The sequence below is a fragment of the Escherichia sp. TW09308 genome, assembly GCF_000208565.1.
In the GTDB taxonomy this organism is placed as follows: Bacteria; Pseudomonadota; Gammaproteobacteria; order Enterobacterales; family Enterobacteriaceae; genus Escherichia; species Escherichia marmotae.
This window is the reverse complement of record NZ_AEME01000001.1, coordinates 3,504,915-3,522,993: the sequence shown is the minus strand read 5'-3', so window position 1 is coordinate 3,522,993 and position 18,079 is coordinate 3,504,915. Positions and strand designations below refer to the sequence as shown.

Here is an 18,079-nt window from a genome sequence, read left to right as displayed (position 1 = left end):
ATTCCTGGGCGATCATGAAGGTCTCTTATAAAAGCGCATTTCTATCGGAAGGATTGCAAATCGTCTGCTACAATCGCGCCTCATTTTTAATGATGGATAGCATTTTCGTATGGTTTCCGAAACTAAAACCACAGAAGCGCCGGGCTTACGCCGTGAATTAAAGGCGCGTCACCTGACGATGATTGCCATTGGTGGCTCCATCGGTACGGGTCTTTTTGTTGCCTCTGGTGCAACGATTTCTCAGGCAGGTCCGGGCGGGGCGCTGCTCTCGTATATTTTGATTGGCCTGATGGTCTACTTCCTGATGACCAGTCTTGGCGAACTGGCGGCGTATATGCCAGTTTCTGGTTCGTTTGCGACTTACGGTCAGAACTATGTAGAAGAGGGCTTTGGCTTCGCGCTGGGCTGGAACTACTGGTACAACTGGGCGGTAACTATCGCTGTTGATCTGGTGGCCGCGCAGTTGGTAATGAGCTGGTGGTTCCCGGATGTCCCTGGTTGGATCTGGAGTGCGCTGTTCCTCGGCGTTATCTTCCTGCTGAATTACATTTCGGTCAGAGGCTTTGGTGAAGCGGAGTACTGGTTCTCACTGATCAAAGTTACGACCGTGATTATCTTTATCGCCGTTGGCGTGATGATGATTTTCGGTATCTTCAAAGGTGCACAGCCTGCTGGCTGGAGTAACTGGACGATAGGCGAGGCACCGTTTGCCGGTGGTTTTGCGGCGATGATCGGTGTGGCGATGATTGTCGGCTTCTCCTTCCAGGGAACCGAACTGATTGGTATTGCGGCGGGTGAATCTGAAGAGCCGGGGAAAAATATTCCGCGTGCGGTACGTCAGGTGTTCTGGCGAATTCTGCTGTTCTATGTATTTGCGATCCTGATCATCAGCTTGATCATTCCGTACACCGATCCAAGTCTGTTACGCAATGATGTGAAAGACATCAGCGTCAGCCCGTTCACGCTGGTGTTCCAGCACGCAGGACTGCTTTCTGCGGCGGCGGTGATGAACGCGGTTATTCTGACAGCAGTACTGTCAGCGGGTAACTCCGGTATGTACGCGTCTACCCGTATGCTGTACACCCTGGCGTGCGATGGCAAAGCGCCGCGTATTTTCTCTAAACTGTCGCGCGGCGGTGTACCACGTAATGCGCTATATGCCACGACGGTGATTGCCGGTCTGTGCTTCCTGACCTCCATGTTTGGTAACCAGACGGTGTATCTGTGGCTGCTGAATACCTCCGGGATGACCGGCTTTATCGCCTGGCTGGGGATTGCTATCAGTCACTATCGTTTCCGTCGCGGCTATGTATTGCAGGGACACGATATTAACGACCTGCCGTATCGTTCGGGCTTCTTCCCGCTGGGACCGATCTTCGCCTTTGTGCTGTGCCTGATTATCACTCTGGGCCAGAACTACGAAGCGTTCCTGAAAGATACCATCGACTGGGGCGGCGTAGCGGCAACGTATATCGGTATCCCGCTGTTCCTGGCCATCTGGTTTGGTTACAAGTTGATTAAAGGAACTCACTTCGTGCGTTACAGCGAAATGAAGTTCCCACAGAACGACAATAAATAAGCGTTATCTCTTCCTTATTAAGCCCTCTCACCTGAGAGGGCTTTTTCAATTCTATTTCCCATATAAATCATAAGTATATAAAATTTAACAATTGAATTGATAATTGTTATCGTTTGCATTATTGTTACGCGAAATGAAAAAGGCTGACAAATCAGAGGCTGTTCAGGCGCTCTGGGATGATCACCTGCATACAAAAAAAGTCCACTGCGATGCTGCCGTGCGCAAGAGGACGTGAAGAAGATGTGAGCGATAACCCATTTTATTTTCGTAGTTACCTCATGGAGATATGGAATGTTTAGGTTGAACCCCTTCGTACGGGTCGGGCTGTGTTTGTCCGCGATTTCTTGTGCATGGCCTGTGTTAGCGGTTGATGATGATGGCGAAACGATGGTTGTCACCGCCTCTTCCGTTGAACAAAACCTCAAAGACGCACCTGCCAGTATCAGCGTCATTACCCAGGAAGACTTGCAGCGTAAACCGGTACAGAACCTGAAAGATGTCCTCAAAGAAGTGCCAGGCGTACAACTGACTAACGAAGGGGACAATCGCAAGGGCGTCAGCATTCGTGGTCTGGACAGCAGCTATACCCTGATTCTTGTCGATGGTAAACGCGTGAACTCCCGCAATGCTGTCTTCCGTCATAATGACTTCGATCTGAATTGGATCCCGGTTGATTCCATCGAACGTATTGAAGTGGTACGTGGCCCGATGTCCTCGTTATATGGTTCTGATGCGCTCGGCGGGGTGGTCAACATTATCACCAAAAAAATTGGCCAGAAATGGTCAGGAACCGTTACGGTCGATACCACCATTCAGGAGCATCGCGATCGCGGCGACACCTACAACGGTCAGTTTTTTACCAGTGGGCCACTAATTGACGGCGTGCTGGGAATGAAAGCCTACGGCAGCCTGGCGAAACGTGAAAAGGATGACCCGCAGAACTCAACCACCACCGATAGCGGAGAAACGCCGCGCATTGAAGGATTCTCCAGCCGCGATGGCAATGTCGAATTTGCCTGGACGCCGAATCAAAATCACGATTTTACCGCTGGTTACGGTTTCGACCGTCAGGATCGTGATTCCGACTCGCTGGACAAAAACCGCCTGGAACGCCAGAACTACTCTGTCAGCCATAATGGTCGCTGGGATTATGGCACCAGTGAGCTGAAATACTATGGCGAGAAAGTCGAAAACAAAAACCCTGGTAACAGCAGCCCGATTACCTCAGAAAGTAATACTGTTGATGGCAAATACACGTTACCGCTGACGGCGATTAATCAGTTTGTCACGGTCGGCGGTGAATGGCGTCACGACAAACTTAGCGATGCGGTAAACCTGACCGGCGGCACCAGCACCAAAACATCTGCCAGCCAGTATGCACTGTTTGTGGAAGACGAATGGCGGATCTTCGAGCCGCTGGCGCTGACGACCGGCGTGCGTATGGACGATCACGAAACCTACGGCGATCACTGGAGCCCGCGTGCCTATCTGGTCTATAACGCCACCGATACCGTAACGGTGAAAGGCGGCTGGGCGACGGCTTTTAAAGCACCTTCTTTACTGCAACTTAGCCCTGACTGGACGACTAATTCCTGCCGTGGCGCATGTAAGATTGTTGGTAGCCCGGATCTGAAGCCAGAAACCAGCGAAAGTTGGGAGCTGGGGCTTTACTACATGGGGGAAGAAGGCTGGCTGGAAGGCGTTGAATCCAGCGTGACTGTTTTCCGTAACGATGTGAAAGATCGCATCAGTATCAGCCGCACGTCCGACGTCAACGCTGCACCGGGCTACCAGAACTTTGTAGGTTTTGAAACCGGGGCTAATGGTCGACGTGTACCGGTATTCAGCTACTACAACGTTAACAAAGCGCGCATTCAGGGCGTGGAAACCGAGTTGAAAATCCCGTTCAGTGACGAATGGAAACTGTCACTCAACTACACCTATAACGATGGTCGTGATGTCAGCAATGGTGAAAACAAACCGCTTTCCGATCTGCCGTTCCATACCGCCAACGGTACGCTGGACTGGAAACCACTGGTGCTGGAAGACTGGTCATTCTATGTTTCTGCTCATTATACCGGGCAGAAACGTGCCGATAGCGATACGGCTAAAACGCCGGGTGGCTATACGATCTGGAATACCGGTGCGGCATGGCAGGTGACCAAAGACGTCAAACTGCGCGCGGGCGTGCTGAACCTGACAGATAAAGATCTCAGCCGTGATGACTACAGCTATAACGAAGACGGACGTCGTTACTTTATGGCGGTGGATTATCGCTTCTGATGAGAAGATGCCCGGCGAACCGGGCGGACTGTCACTTCAGTAAATACTGCGCATGGAAGCGCAGATGATCCTCTATAAAAGAAGCAATGAAGTAATAGCTGTGATCATAACCCGGCTGAATACGCAGCGTCATCGGCCACGCTTTCTGGCGCGCGGCTTCTGCCAACACGGCGGGTTGTAACTGGTCGGCAAGAAACTGATCGTTATCACCCTGATCAATCAGCGTCGGGATCGCATCCTGCGCATTGCTGGCGTACATCAGCGCACAACTGTCCCATGCCACCCAGTCATTTTTATCCTCACCCAGATAGGTGCTAAATGCTTTGATTCCCCACGGAACGCTGCACGGATTCACAATCGGCGCAAAGGCGGAAACGCTGGTATATTTGCCCGGATTTTTCAGCGCCATAATCAGAGCACCATGACCTCCCATCGAATGGCCGCTGATGGCGCAGCGATTGCTGACGTTAAATTGCGACTGAATCAGTGCTGGTAATTCATCACGCAGATAATCATACATCCGGTAATGTGCCGCCCACGGCGGTTGCGTGGCGTTAAGATAAAACCCGGCACCCTGGCCTAAATCATAGCCGTCGTCATTGGCAACATGTTCGCCACGCGGGCTGGTGTCTGGCATTACCAGTACAATCCCCAGTTCTGCCGCCACGCGCTGGGCACCTGCTTTGGTGGCGAAGTTTTCATCATTACAGGTTAAGCCTGAAAGCCAGTACAGCACCGGCGGCGGGGCGTTATCGCGGGGCGGTGGGAGAAAGATACTGAACGTCATCGGGCAGTTTAAGGTACTGGAGTCATGTCGCCAGCGTTGCTGCCAGCCTTCAAAACAGCGATGCTCTTCGAGCATTTCCATGCGTGGCTCCTTGTTATGTTGTTTGCAATTTTTTCATCATACCGTTTATTCAGTGTGTTGTGAGTAACTTTCACTTCCGCATATGCATAACGATGTTTTAACATCTACGGCTGAAAGGCAGCGGCAATTACAATAATTATCGCTGTGAATACTGGATTATGTGCGCCACCTCACGCACAATAATCAGGCTGCGAATCAGCTTAATAACTTTGCCCCCACGCAGGGCGGAGGCGTCACACCTGCAGGAGAAATCATAAATGCCATCACTCAGTAAAGAAGCGGCCCTGGTTCATGAAGCGTTGGTTGCGCGAGGACTTGAAACACCGCTACGCCCGCCCGTGCATGAAATGGATAACGAAACGCGCAAAAGCCTTATTGCCGGTCATATGACCGAAATCATGCAGTTATTGAATCTCGACCTGGCTGATGACAGTTTGATGGAAACGCCGCATCGCATCGCCAAAATGTATGTCGATGAAATTTTCTCCGGTCTGGATTACGCCAACTTCCCGAAAATCACCCTCATTGAAAATAAAATGAAGGTCGATGAAATGGTCACCGTGCGCGATATCACCCTGACCAGCACTTGTGAACACCATTTTGTCACTATTGATGGCAAAGCGACGGTGGCCTACATCCCGAAAGATTCGGTCATCGGCCTGTCGAAAATTAACCGCATTGTGCAGTTCTTTGCCCAGCGTCCGCAGGTACAGGAACGTCTGACCCAGCAAATTCTCATTGCGCTACAAACGCTGCTGGGCACCAATAACGTGGCGGTCTCTATCGACGCGGTGCATTACTGCGTAAAAGCGCGTGGTATTCGCGACGCGACCAGCGCCACGACAACGACTTCCCTCGGTGGTTTGTTCAAATCCAGTCAGAATACACGCCACGAATTTTTGCGCGCTGTGCGTCATCACAACTGATTAAAAGGCAGGAACCATGGAGCGCAACGTCACGCTCGATTTTGTTCGCGGCGTCGCCATTCTGGGGATCCTGCTTCTCAACATTAGCGCCTTTGGACTCCCAAAGGCGGCTTATCTCAATCCCGCCTGGTACGGCACCATTACACCGCAGGATGCCTGGAGCTGGGCTTTTCTCGATCTTATCGGCCAGGTGAAATTCCTCACGCTTTTTGCGTTGCTGTTTGGTGCCGGTCTGCAAATGTTGCTGCCGCGTGGCAGACGTTGGATCCAGTCACGTCTAACACTGCTGGTCTTGCTGGGCTTTATTCACGGTTTATTATTCTGGGACGGCGATATCCTGCTGGCTTACGGGTTGGTGGGCTTAATCAGTTGGCGACTGGTGCGCGATGCGCCATCGGTAAAAAGCCTGTTTAACACCGGCGTCATGCTTTATCTGATAGGGCTTGGTGTTTTGCTGTTGTTGGGGGTGATTTCCGATAGCCAGACCAGCCGTGCCTGGACACCGGATGCATCCGCCATTTTGTATGAAAAATACTGGAAACTTCACGGCGGCGTTGAAGCCATCAGTAACCGCGCCGACGGGGTAGGGAACAGTTTGCTGGCCTTGGGAGCGCAGTATGGCTGGCAACTGGCGGGGATGATGTTGATTGGCGCGGCATTGATGCGTAGTGGTTGGCTGAAAGGGCAGTACAGCCTGCGCCACTATCGCCGTACCGGTTTTGTGCTGGTGGCAATTGGGGTGATGATTAACCTTCCTGCTATCGCACTACAATGGCGGCTGGACTGGGCATATCGCTGGTGCGCCTTCTTACTCCAGATGCCACGAGAACTGAGTGCGCCATTTCAGGCGATTGGCTATGCCTCGTTACTGTTCGGCTTTTGGCCGCAATTAAGCCGCTTTAAGCTGGTGCTGGCGATTGCTTGCGTTGGGCGGATGGCGCTGACCAACTACCTGCTGCAAACGCTGATTTGTACCACACTGTTTTACCACCTCGGTTTGTTTATGCAGTTTGACCGTCTGGAACTGCTGGTGTTTGTTATTCCAGTATGGCTGGCGAATATTCTCTTCTCTGTTATCTGGTTGCGTTACTTCCGCCAGGGGCCGGTAGAATGGTTATGGCGTCAGTTAACCTTGCGCGCTGCCGGACCTGCATTATCCAAAACATCCAGATAACGATCTGGATCACATTCATTAACAAAATGGTTGTAACCGTTTCCATTGCTGTGACTCGATTCACGAAGTCCTGTATTCAGTGCTGACAAAATAGCCGCCAGCAAGCAGTAACTTACTGCAATCTCACAACAGGTAGTGAATATGATCACCATTCGTGATGTAGCGCGTCAGGCTGGCGTCTCTGTGGCAACGGTTTCCCGGGTGCTAAATAACAGCGCTCTGGTAAGTGCGGACACGCGTGAAGCGGTTATGAAAGCAGTGAGCGAGTTGGACTACCGACCAAACGCCAATGCCCAGGCGCTGGCAACTCAGGTGAGCGAGACTATTGGCGTGGTAGTGATGGATGTCTCCGACGCCTTTTTCGGTGCGCTGGTGAAAGCCGTTGATCTTGTCGCCCAGCAACACCAGAAATATGTGCTAATCGGCAATAGCTATCATGAAGCGGAAAAAGAGCGGCACGCCATTGAGGTGTTAATCCGCCAGCGTTGTAATGCGTTGATCGTTCACTCAAAAGCGTTAAGTGACGACGAACTGGTGCAGTTTATGGACAACATTCCCGGCATGGTGTTAATCAATCGCGTTGTGCCGGGTTACGCCCATCGCTGCGTCTGCCTGGATAATATCAGCGGTGCCCGAATGGCGACGCGCATGTTACTGAATAACGGTCATCAGCGTATCGGTTATCTTTCTTCCAGCCACGGTATTGAAGATGACGCGATGCGCAAAGCCGGTTGGATGAGCGCGCTGAAAGAGCAGGATATTGTTCCGCCAGAGAGTTGGATCGGCACCGGTACGCCAGATATGCCCGGCGGCGAAGCTGCGATGGTTGAACTGCTGGGGCGTAATCTGCAACTCACCGCGGTGTTCGCCTATAACGACAATATGGCCGCTGGCGCACTGACAGCGTTAAAAGACAATGGTATTGCTATCCCGTTACATCTCTCGATCATCGGTTTTGATGATATCCCCATCGCCCGTTACACCGACCCGCAGTTAACAACCGTACGTTATCCCATTGCTTCAATGGCGAAAATGGCCACCGAACTGGCATTACAGGGGGCCGCAGGCAACATTGATCTGCGTGCCAGTCACTGTTTTATGCCGACGTTAGTGCGTCGTCATTCTGTTGCTATACGCCAGAATGCGGCGGCGATCACTAACTCAACAAATCACGCGATGTAACCGCTTTCAATCTGTGAGTGATTTCACAGTATGTTAACAATGCAGTAGTTATGATTGCACCGTTTTAACGTTGTAACCTATGTGTAACAGTGGAAATTCACTTTTATCGAGGTATAGCGTCATAACAACAATTAAAGCTGTTTTCTGGAGCGTTACCGGACATGGAAGAACGAATTTTAAAACGTGAGCTTCGGCGTTCAGTAACACTTCATTAACCATACTGCCCCGCCGAGCATTTATCTCAAGCACTACCCTGCATAAGAAAAACCGGAGATACCATGAATAAGAAGGTGTTAACCCTGTCTGCTGTGATGGCCAGCATGTTATTCGGTGCCGCTGCACACGCTGCTGATACCCGTATTGGTGTGACGATTTATAAATATGACGATAACTTTATGTCTGTAGTGCGTAAGGCTATCGAACAAGATGCGAAAGCCGCGCCAGACGTCCAGTTGCTGATGAATGATTCACAGAATGATCAGTCCAAGCAGAACGATCAGATTGACGTGCTGTTGGCGAAAGGGGTGAAGGCGCTGGCAATCAACCTGGTTGACCCGGCTGCTGCGGGTACGGTGATTGAGAAAGCGCGCGGACAAAACGTGCCAATCGTTTTCTTCAATAAAGAACCTTCCCGTAAGGCGCTGGATAGTTACGACAAAGCCTACTACGTTGGCACCGATTCGAAAGAATCCGGGATTATTCAGGGCGATTTGATTGCTAAACACTGGGCGGCGAATCAGGGTTGGGATCTCAACAAAGACGGTCAGATTCAGTTCGTACTGCTGAAAGGCGAACCGGGTCATCCGGATGCAGAAGCGCGCACTACGTATGTCATCAAAGAGCTAAACGACAAAGGCATTAAAACTGAACAGTTACAGTTAGATACCGCAATGTGGGATACCGCTCAGGCGAAAGATAAGATGGACGCCTGGCTGTCTGGCCCGAACGCCAACAAAATCGAAGTGGTTATCGCAAACAACGATGCGATGGCAATGGGCGCGGTTGAAGCTCTGAAAGCACACAACAAGTCCAGCATTCCGGTGTTTGGCGTCGATGCGCTGCCAGAAGCTCTGGCACTGGTGAAATCTGGTGCACTGGCTGGCACCGTGCTGAACGATGCTAACAACCAGGCGAAAGCGACCTTTGATCTGGCGAAAAATCTGGCTGATGGCAAGGGAGCCGCTGACGGCACCAACTGGAAAATCGACAATAAAGTTGTCCGCGTTCCTTATGTTGGCGTAGATAAAGACAATCTGGCTGAATTCAGCAAGAAATAAGACTGATTGGGCGCAGTCATTCACTGCGCCCTTATTGTATGGCCAACAAGGTAAAATTATATGGTCAGCTCAACGACTCCGTCATCAGGAGAATACTTGTTGGAAATGAGCGGTATCAACAAGTCTTTTCCCGGCGTTAAGGCACTTGATAACGTTAATTTAAAAGTGCGACCACACTCCATTCATGCGTTAATGGGGGAGAATGGCGCAGGAAAATCGACATTATTAAAATGCCTGTTTGGTATCTATCAAAAAGACTCCGGCACTATTTTATTCCAGGGTAAGGAAATCGATTTTCACTCAGCCAAAGAAGCCCTGGAAAATGGTATTTCGATGGTACACCAGGAGTTAAACCTGGTATTACAGCGTTCGGTCATGGACAACATGTGGTTGGGGCGATATCCCACCAAAGGGATGTTTGTCGACCAGGATAAAATGTACCGCGAAACCAAAGCGATATTTGACGAACTGGATATTGATATCGATCCGCGTGCGCGCGTTGGTACGTTGTCCGTTTCACAAATGCAGATGATTGAAATCGCCAAAGCATTTTCCTATAACGCGAAAATAGTCATTATGGATGAACCAACTTCTTCATTAACTGAAAAAGAAGTCAATCATCTGTTTACCATTATTCGTAAATTAAAAGAACGCGGCTGCGGTATTGTCTATATCTCGCATAAAATGGAAGAGATATTCCAGTTATGTGATGAAGTCACCGTACTGCGCGACGGACAGTGGATCGCTACCGAGCCGCTGGCGGGGCTGACGATGGACAAGATCATCGCCATGATGGTTGGCCGTTCTCTTAATCAGCGTTTCCCGGATAAGCAAAACAAACCTGGCGAAGTGATCCTTGAAGTGCGTAACCTGACGTCACTGCGTCAGCCGTCAATTCGCGATGTCTCGTTTGATCTGCATAAAGGGGAGATCCTCGGTATTGCCGGGCTGGTAGGTGCGAAACGTACCGATATTGTCGAAACCTTGTTTGGGATCCGTGAGAAATCTTCCGGCACCATTACACTGCACGGCAAAAAGATTAATAACCATAATGCCAACGAAGCCATTAACCATGGGTTCGCGCTGGTCACCGAAGAGCGCCGCTCAACGGGGATTTATGCTTACCTGGATATTGGCTTTAACTCGTTAATTTCTAATATTCGCAACTACAAAAACAAAGTGGGGCTGCTGGATAATTCGCGGATGAAAAGCGACACCCAGTGGGTCATTGATTCGATGAGGGTAAAAACGCCGGGTCATCGTACGCAAATTGGTTCACTCTCCGGCGGTAATCAGCAAAAAGTCATTATTGGGCGCTGGCTGCTAACGCAACCGGAAATATTAATGCTCGACGAACCGACGCGTGGCATTGATGTTGGCGCGAAGTTTGAAATTTATCAATTAATTGCCGAGCTGGCGAAAAAAGGCAAGGGGATAATTATTATCTCCTCTGAAATGCCAGAGTTGTTAGGGATAACGGACCGTATTCTGGTAATGAGCAATGGTCTCGTTTCCGGCATTGTCGATACAAAAACAACAACGCAAAACGAAATTCTGCGTCTTGCGTCTTTGCACCTTTAAGATTAGGGGCTTCCCATGAGTGCGTTAAATAAGAAAAGTTTTCTTACTTACCTGAAAGAAGGTGGTATTTACGTCGTTCTTTTAGTTTTGCTGGCTATTATTATTTTCCAGGACCCAACATTCTTAAGTCTGTTGAACTTAAGTAATATTCTTACCCAATCATCGGTGCGTATTATTATCGCGCTCGGCGTGGCAGGGTTAATTGTCACCCAGGGAACTGACCTTTCTGCTGGTCGTCAGGTAGGGCTGGCGGCGGTGGTGGCGGCTACCTTGTTACAATCGATGGATAACGCCAACAAAGTATTCCCCGAAATGGCGACCATGCCGATTGCGCTGGTTATTCTGATAGTCTGTGCCATTGGCGCGGTTATCGGTTTGATCAACGGTCTGATTATCGCTTACCTCAACGTGACGCCGTTCATTACCACGCTCGGCACGATGATTATCGTCTACGGTATCAACTCGCTCTATTACGACTTTGTTGGTGCGTCACCGATTTCCGGTTTTGATAGCGGCTTCTCCACCTTTGCCCAGGGGTTTATTGCGCTGGGGAGTTTCCGGCTATCTTACATCACCTTCTACGCGCTGATTGCCGTGGCGTTTGTCTGGGTGCTGTGGAACAAAACCCGTTTCGGCAAGAATATTTTTGCTATTGGCGGCAACCCGGAAGCGGCGAAAGTTTCTGGTGTTAACGTCGGCCTGAATCTGCTGATGATTTATGCGTTGTCTGGCGTGTTCTATGCCTTTGGTGGGATGTTAGAAGCCGGACGTATCGGCTCCGCCACCAACAACCTCGGCTTTATGTATGAACTGGATGCTATCGCGGCGTGCGTGGTGGGCGGTGTATCGTTTAGCGGCGGCGTGGGTACGGTCATTGGCGTGGTGACCGGGGTCATTATCTTTACGGTCATCAACTACGGTCTGACCTATATCGGCGTCAACCCGTACTGGCAGTACATCATCAAAGGGGCGATCATTATCTTCGCCGTGGCGCTGGATTCCCTGAAGTACGCGCGTAAGAAGTGATGTGAATTTGGGCATTACCGGATGCGACGTTTACGCCGCATCCGGCAGTTGGTGTCAAATGTCGGATGCGACGCTGGTGCGTCTTATCCGTCCTACTATCCGTCCTACAACGTTACCGGATGTTCTTTCTCTCCCTTCTTAAACTTCACTTCCCCGAGATCAATACAGCTAACCGGGCAAACATGACCGCAAAGCAAACAACCGACGCATTTCTCAGTATTACAATGTGGCGTGCGTGTTTTCTCATCCCATTCCATCGCCTGGTGACCACCGTCGTAGCAGGAAATATAACAGCGCCCGCAGCCGACACACTTATCAAGATTGATATGGGGATAGACGATATAACTGCGGTCTAAATCTTCCGCCGGGACAATATTGTGATTCGCCAGACCCACCATCTCCTGTAACGAGTCAAATCCCTGATCGGCAAGATAATGCGATAACCCGCTCGCCATATCTTCCACAATCCGATAACCGTACTGCATAATTCCGGTGGTCACCTGCAGTGTAGCCGCGCCGAGCAATAAAAACTCTGCCGCGTCTTCCCAGGTTTCAATGCCGCCAATACCGCTGATCGGGAAATCGCGCAGCTCCGGATGCGTGCGCATTTGCTGAATAAAGCGCAGGGCGATCGGTTTCACCGCTTTACCGGAATAACCGGAAATACTCGATTTACCGTTAACGATCGGCATACCGATTTTCTGATTCAGATCGATATTGGTGATGGATTTAACGGTGTTAATCGCTGCAATGCCATCTGCACCGCCACGCTTAGCCGCCAGCGCCACTTCGCACATATCACCGATATTCGGCGTCATCTTCGCCAGCATCGGCAGCGTTGAACCACGTTTCACCGCCCGACAATATTTCTCTACCAGTTCCGGGCTTTGCCCGACATCGCTACCCATCGCATGAGAAGTCATCTGCGGGCAGGAGAAATTACATTCGATCATATCCGCGCCAGCTTCTTGCACCAGACGCGCCAGATCTTCCCATTGTTGCTCATTTTCTCCCATGATCGAGGCGATCAGCACTTTGTCCGGGTAATCCTCTTTCAGCCGACGCAGAGCGGTCAGATTCTCTTCCAGCGGATGTTCGGCAATCTGCTCCATATTTTTGAAGCCAATAAAACCGGTATCTTCTTTCACCAGATGATCAAAACGTGGCGAAACCTCGTTAGCGATAAAAAAGCCGATAGTTTTGAATACCACGCCGCCCCAGCCGGTGTCGTAGGCTTTGGCACACATCTCATAGCAATTGCCTACTGGCGAAGAAGAGAGGCAGAACGGGTTGGGAAACTTCACGCCGCAAAAGGTAATAGAAAGATCTTTCGTTAACATGAGCAAGCTCCCTCTAAATAGTGATGGATCGCCTCGGCGGCTTCTTTCCCGGTCTTCACGGCATAGACCACGGTTTTATCACCCTCAACAATATCGCCAGCGGCAAACAGTTGCGGGTCACGGGTCTGGTAATTTTTCGTTTCGATGGTATTACGTTGGGGTTCCAGTGTAGCAAAAGCGGTAAGTTCGGCATGTTGACCGATGGCGAGAATAATTTTGTCTGCCGCCATCGTCAGCTCGCCCGGTAAACGAACATGTTTAAACGTCACTTTATTGCCATCTACCGCCACAGGCGTAAAGCCATCGATAATCGATACCCCCAATTTCTGAGCACCGGTGAACTCTTTCTTGCTTGCCGGAAACACATCTAACTCTTCACGCGCCACGCAGGTCACCGCCGGACAACCGAGAACTTTCAGCGTACTGGCAACGTCCATCGCGACATCGCCGCCGCCAATAATTAATGCGCTTTGTGGAATGCTGATATCGCCTTGTGCCAGGCGTGCGCGTTGCAGGAAATCGACGGCAATCTCAACGTCGCTATGCTCAAACAGCGGCAGGGTGGAACCACGCGATAACCCCACGGTTACCAGTACCGCGCGGTTTTCTGCTTTCAGTTGCTCCAGCGAGAGCGTTTTGCCAATTTCACAGTTGCACTTAATAGTTACACCCATTTTTTCGATACGGGTGATTTCCGCATCCAGCACCGACTGCGGCAAACGGAATTGTGGAATGCCGTTACGCAACCAGCCGCCTGGTTGTACTTCTTTTTCGTAAACCGTGACGTCGTAACCCAGGTTGGTTAGCGTCACGCTGGCCTGCAGCCCAGCAGGGCCAGCACCGATAACCGCTACTTTACCAAGCGTCTTACTGCCCGGTTGATAAATTTCCATTCCGGTTTGTTGTTCGAAATCAGTAACAAAACGCTGTAAGCGAGCAATATCAATCGGATCATCGACACCTGCGCGGGTACAACCGTTCTGGCATAATTTTTCTGTGGGGCACACTCTGGCACAAACGGCACCGAGGGCATTATTTTCGCGAATAGTCTCGGCAGCGCCTTTAAAATTACGAAAATAGATTGAGCGAATAAATTTTCCCGGATCGGTTTGCGCCGGGCACGCCTGGCTGCAAGGGGCGTCGTGGCATAATAAACAACGAGAGGCTTCTTTAATCGCCAGTAAAGGCGTAAAAGCCGGAGCGAGTTCATCCAGATAATTTTGTTGCGGCATGTGATCTTCCTTAATGCTATGGGTAATTAAGGCGAACGTATAGTAAATATAACGTGCTGATATTAAGGCTAAGCGTGCGGGGGAATTTAAACTGTGAAAAGATTCACAAATAGCTGCGGTTCAGAATGTTATATCCGCAGCTTAGCGGGGGAAATAATAATTATTCTCAATAGTTAACAGTGGGCGAGAAATAATATTATCGGTAAAAAATAAGATAAATAATCATACCGATGGATAAAATACCGAAGCCGCTATACGCCACTATATAAGCAAAGAAGAGACCGGGATTTTTTTCACGCCAGACATATACCGGTTCCGGCACATTTTTAACCCGTTTATCAATTGCGCCAGCACGCCAGCCTTTCCATGCTTCGCGAAAACAAAATACCGGGATAAGGAAAAAAACGGCAATGACAAAAAACTGCTGAACATCCATAACTACTTTCCTTGTTTCTTTTGTAATTCAAGTAACTGTTCTGGCGTGACGGCGGGATAACCCTGCGCATCTTCGGGCACCTGGTGCATTGCCGGAATAGGGACCAGTGGTCCTAAAAAGCGCGGTTCACGTTTAAAAATATAAAGGTCAGCCAGCGCACCGAAGCGGGCAGCAAATTCGCGAATACGTACTGACCACATATCTTTTGGTGACGGTACGGCATAACACTGCGCCTGAATACCCATATGCAGAGCGATAAATAATGCCCGCTCACAGTGGAAGCGCTGAGTAATAATAATGAAGTCGTTGGTATCGAACACCTTGCGTGTACGCACGATGGAATCCAGGGTACGAAAACCGGCGTAGTCGAGAACAATATCAGCCGGATCGACGCCAGCGGCAATTAAATCTTTGCGCATGGTCATCGGTTCGTTATAACTCTGTAATGCGTTATCACCGCTAAGTAATAGATAATTCACCTTACCGCTGTTATAGGCATTTATTGCCCCCTGAATACGGTAGCGGTAATACTGATTAATCACCCCAGTACGATAATATTTTGCCGTGCCAAGTACCACGCCGACCTGGCGGTAGGGGAGATCCTGCAATTCATCGTAGATATAAGGCGCAGTTTTCCAGCTCATCCAGCGGTCGAGGCCGAGCACTGTCAACAGCAGCAAGCCGATCAGGACTAACAGGCTGTAGAACACGCGCTTTAACATGCTGAAAACTCGATCTTGATCTTGGGGAATTTCAATCAGGCTACTTTACCTGTGGGCTTTGCGCAAGAAACGGCAAACTGTTTGCCGGGATTTTCGACACCAAGGTGAGTAGAAATGCCGGATGCGCTACGCTTATCCGGCCTACGAAATTTTGCACTCTGTAGGCCGGATCAGGCGTTCACGCCGCATCCGGCACCGGGCTTAAGCGAGAAGCACGCGGTCGATATTGTGACAACCGAGAGCTTTCAGCGTTGCCGAGGTTGCATCCCACTGAACCAGCGGCGCATCGGCTTTTTCTGCCAGAATCGCCCGCTGAATATCCGGGTAATCATAACCTTTGAGATTTAACAGAATTAATGCGCCCTGCAACGGCGGTAGAGTTGGGTTGAATGCGGCGTTTTCAGCATAGCTACCACTGAAAATACGACCGTCTTTGCATTCCAGCGCCACGCCGCTTGGAGACTTGCTGTAAGGCATGTGCGAACGGTTGGCCGCGGCAATTGCCGCCTGAGAAAGCGCATCGCCAGTCAGCGCATAGCCGTGATCCTGCTCGTCCATCAGCAGTGTCTTAATCTCCAGATCTTTCGGCCCAAAGGCATCCGGCAAATAGTCACGCAGCGCATGCGCTTCGCGGCCCGGCAGATGAATGCGTAGATCCAGCCCGCTGTTCAGTTCGTTCATAAACTGACGGCAGTGACCACAAGGTGTGTAGTTAACGGTGATGGCCGCGAGCGCTTTCTCACCGCTCAGCCAGGCGTGGCTGATTGCGCTTTGTTCGGCATGAACGGTTTGCTGCATTGTTGCGCCAATAAATTCCATATTGGCACCAAAATACCAGGTTCCACTCACGCCGCGCGCAATGGCACCAACATTAAAATTCGACAATGGCGTGCGGGCACAGGCCGCCGCCAGTGGTAGCAGTGCGAAAGCCAGCGCGTCTTCGTCCAGCCCCGTTGCGCTCTTCAGCGAAGAGACCTGCTCTCTGGTCAACAACGCGGGGAAATACTTATCTGCCAGAATGGGTTCCAGTGCAGATTGCAAGTTATCCGCAAGTTGGGCAAAAGCAGTTTGAAAACGTGGATGCATGGCGTTGCCTCATAATCATGTAATGGGATAACAGTTTACGAACCCATTATGGCTTTATATGTGATCTGAATCTCATTAATTATGCAACGCGTGAAACTTACATCAAAAATGCGCGACGCATCGCAAATTTTAGCCCATTACTGCCAGAATAATCGGGAAAAGAAATGGTGCAACCAGCGAGGTAATAATCCCGCATAACACCAACGCCAGCGAACTAAATGCGCCTTCCTGATAATCCAGCTCGGCACAGCGCGCTGTTCCGAGGGCGTGAGAGGCCGTCCCCATCGCCAGGCCACGCGCTGCTTTGGTACGAATACGCATCGCATTGAGTAGCGTATGACCAAACACCGCACCCAAAATACCGACAAAAATCACACAAACCGCGCTGATTGCCGGAATACCGCCAATACTGCCACCAACGGCCATCGCAATTGGTGTGGTAACCGATTTCGGTAATATTGATGCAGCGATTTCCGGTGAAGCGCCCATCAACAATGCTACGCAAGTCCCCGTCACCATCGCGACCACGCTACCGATAAAACAGATAGTGATGATGGATTTCCAGCGCGCGCGGATCTGGTGCAGTTGTTCATATAAAGGATAGGCCAGTGCGACCACCGCCGGTTGCAACAGATCGTTTAACACTTCGCTACCTTTAAAGTAGCTGTCGTAAGAGATGCCGGTCAGCATTAAAAAAGGAATGATCACCACCATTGCCACCAGCAACGGGTTAAGCAACGGAAACTTATACCGTGTTGCCAGTTTGCGGGCGGCAAAAAAGACAATCAATGTCAGCGGTAATGACCACCAGATATTCGCCATCATTTTTCTGATCCTTTCTGACCTATGACTTTACGTTCACCGTGTACCAGGTGCGAACTCCAGCTCACCACCAGAAAAACCACCAGCGTACTAATGGCACAGGAAACCACCACCGGGCCAAACTGTGCGCGTAGCAAATCAAAATATTGCATTACGCCTACGCCAATTGGCACAAACAACAGTGCCATATAGCGAATCAGTACGTAACACCCCGGATTGACCCACTTCGCCGGAAGAATTTGCAAGGCCAGCAGGACAAACAGGATTAGCATCCCGATGATGCTGCCCGGAATGGTTACCGGTAGCAGGGAAGCAATGAAAATGCCTGCATACAGGCAGGCATAAATCAGGACAAAAGCGCGTAAATATTGCCAGATAATGTTCAGTGTCTTACTCATAATCAACACCCCAGATGAGATGGATTCATCATACAATTAATCTGTAAAATGTGCTACCGATCACATTAAGAAAACATCGCTTATTTTTCGCGCCAGGGCATGACGATGTGAGCAGCGAACTCAGGCATACCATACTTTTGCAGATCA

Annotated in this window: 16 protein-coding genes; 8 read left to right on the top strand and 8 right to left on the bottom strand. The window is 50.2% G+C overall.

Going from position 1 to position 18,079, the window contains the following annotated elements; all coding sequences use genetic code 11:
- Window positions 1-109 precede the first annotated feature (109 nt).
- Together lysP and cirA are read left to right on the top strand one after the other, a co-directional pair.
- Window positions 110-1,579, top strand: a complete 1,470-nt coding sequence (lysP, locus tag ESM_RS0116815) for a lysine-specific permease (protein WP_000253267.1) — start codon at window positions 110-112, stop codon at window positions 1,577-1,579.
- Window positions 1,580-1,870: 291 nt separating this feature from the next.
- A complete protein-coding gene (cirA, locus tag ESM_RS0116810; protein WP_000489220.1) occupies window positions 1,871-3,862 on the top strand; it encodes a catecholate siderophore receptor CirA in 1,992 nt (663 codons plus the stop codon).
- Between the two features lie 31 nt (window positions 3,863-3,893).
- Here the strand turns inward: cirA and yeiG are convergent, their stop codons facing one another.
- Window positions 3,894-4,730, bottom strand: a complete 837-nt coding sequence (gene yeiG, locus ESM_RS0116805; RefSeq protein WP_000425472.1) for an S-formylglutathione hydrolase — start codon at window positions 4,728-4,730, stop codon at window positions 3,894-3,896.
- 257 nt (window positions 4,731-4,987) lie between these two features.
- Here yeiG and folE point away from each other — a divergent pair, with 257 nt between their 5' ends.
- The 6 genes from folE (at window position 4,988) to mglC (ending at window position 11,896) form a co-directional block, all read left to right on the top strand.
- Window positions 4,988-5,656 (top strand): GTP cyclohydrolase I FolE, encoded by a 669-nt coding sequence (gene folE / locus ESM_RS0116800; protein ID WP_001139613.1) that lies wholly within the window; start codon window positions 4,988-4,990, stop codon window positions 5,654-5,656.
- Between the two features lie 16 nt (window positions 5,657-5,672).
- Window positions 5,673-6,830: a DUF418 domain-containing protein YeiB gene (gene yeiB, locus ESM_RS0116795; protein WP_000440941.1), complete on the top strand. Its 1,158-nt coding sequence runs from the start codon at window positions 5,673-5,675 to the stop codon at window positions 6,828-6,830.
- A gap of 141 nt (window positions 6,831-6,971) precedes the next feature.
- Complete coding sequence (gene galS / locus ESM_RS0116790) at window positions 6,972-8,012, top strand: HTH-type transcriptional regulator GalS (protein ID WP_000628623.1); 1,041 nt, start codon at window positions 6,972-6,974, stop codon at window positions 8,010-8,012.
- 278 nt (window positions 8,013-8,290) lie between these two features.
- Complete coding sequence (gene mglB / locus ESM_RS0116780; RefSeq protein WP_001036961.1) at window positions 8,291-9,289, top strand: galactose/glucose ABC transporter substrate-binding protein MglB; 999 nt, start codon at window positions 8,291-8,293, stop codon at window positions 9,287-9,289.
- Window positions 9,290-9,349: 60 nt separating this feature from the next.
- Window positions 9,350-10,870, top strand: coding sequence for a galactose/methyl galactoside ABC transporter ATP-binding protein MglA (gene mglA, locus ESM_RS0116775; RefSeq protein ID WP_000255047.1), 1,521 nt, complete (start codon window positions 9,350-9,352; stop codon window positions 10,868-10,870).
- Between the two features lie 15 nt (window positions 10,871-10,885).
- Complete coding sequence (gene mglC, locus ESM_RS0116770; RefSeq protein ID WP_001275110.1) at window positions 10,886-11,896, top strand: galactose/methyl galactoside ABC transporter permease MglC; 1,011 nt, start codon at window positions 10,886-10,888, stop codon at window positions 11,894-11,896.
- 104 nt (window positions 11,897-12,000) lie between these two features.
- Here mglC and preA read toward each other — a convergent pair whose 3' ends face one another.
- The 7 genes from preA to ESM_RS0116735 all read right to left on the bottom strand — a co-directional run bounded on the left by preA (window position 12,001) and on the right by ESM_RS0116735 (window position 17,932).
- On the bottom strand, window positions 12,001-13,236 hold the full coding sequence (gene preA, locus ESM_RS0116765) for an NAD-dependent dihydropyrimidine dehydrogenase subunit PreA (RefSeq protein WP_000956081.1): 1,236 nt from the start codon (window positions 13,234-13,236) through the stop codon (window positions 12,001-12,003).
- The gene (locus tag ESM_RS0116760; RefSeq protein ID WP_001136301.1) at window positions 13,230-14,468 is read right to left on the bottom strand and encodes an NAD(P)-dependent oxidoreductase; all 1,239 of its coding nucleotides are present in this window, start codon (window positions 14,466-14,468) and stop codon (window positions 13,230-13,232) included. The genes preA and ESM_RS0116760 overlap by 7 nt, the downstream gene beginning before the upstream one ends.
- Before the next feature lie 196 nt (window positions 14,469-14,664).
- Complete coding sequence (locus ESM_RS0116755; RefSeq protein WP_000383084.1) at window positions 14,665-14,904, bottom strand: DUF2542 family protein; 240 nt, start codon at window positions 14,902-14,904, stop codon at window positions 14,665-14,667.
- A 2-nt stretch (window positions 14,905-14,906) separates the two neighbouring features.
- Window positions 14,907-15,626, bottom strand: coding sequence for an outer membrane permeability protein SanA (gene sanA, locus ESM_RS0116750; RefSeq protein WP_000920076.1), 720 nt, complete (start codon window positions 15,624-15,626; stop codon window positions 14,907-14,909).
- 201 nt (window positions 15,627-15,827) lie between these two features.
- Entirely contained in the window at window positions 15,828-16,712 is an 885-nt protein-coding gene (gene cdd, locus ESM_RS0116745) for a cytidine deaminase (RefSeq protein WP_000553575.1), read from the bottom strand.
- Window positions 16,713-16,841: 129 nt separating this feature from the next.
- A complete protein-coding gene (locus tag ESM_RS0116740) occupies window positions 16,842-17,537 on the bottom strand; it encodes a CidB/LrgB family autolysis modulator (RefSeq protein ID WP_000968214.1) in 696 nt (231 codons plus the stop codon).
- Window positions 17,534-17,932: a CidA/LrgA family protein gene (locus ESM_RS0116735; protein ID WP_001516704.1), complete on the bottom strand. Its 399-nt coding sequence runs from the start codon at window positions 17,930-17,932 to the stop codon at window positions 17,534-17,536. The genes ESM_RS0116740 and ESM_RS0116735 overlap by 4 nt, the downstream gene beginning before the upstream one ends.
- Between the last annotated feature and the right edge of the window lie 147 nt (window positions 17,933-18,079).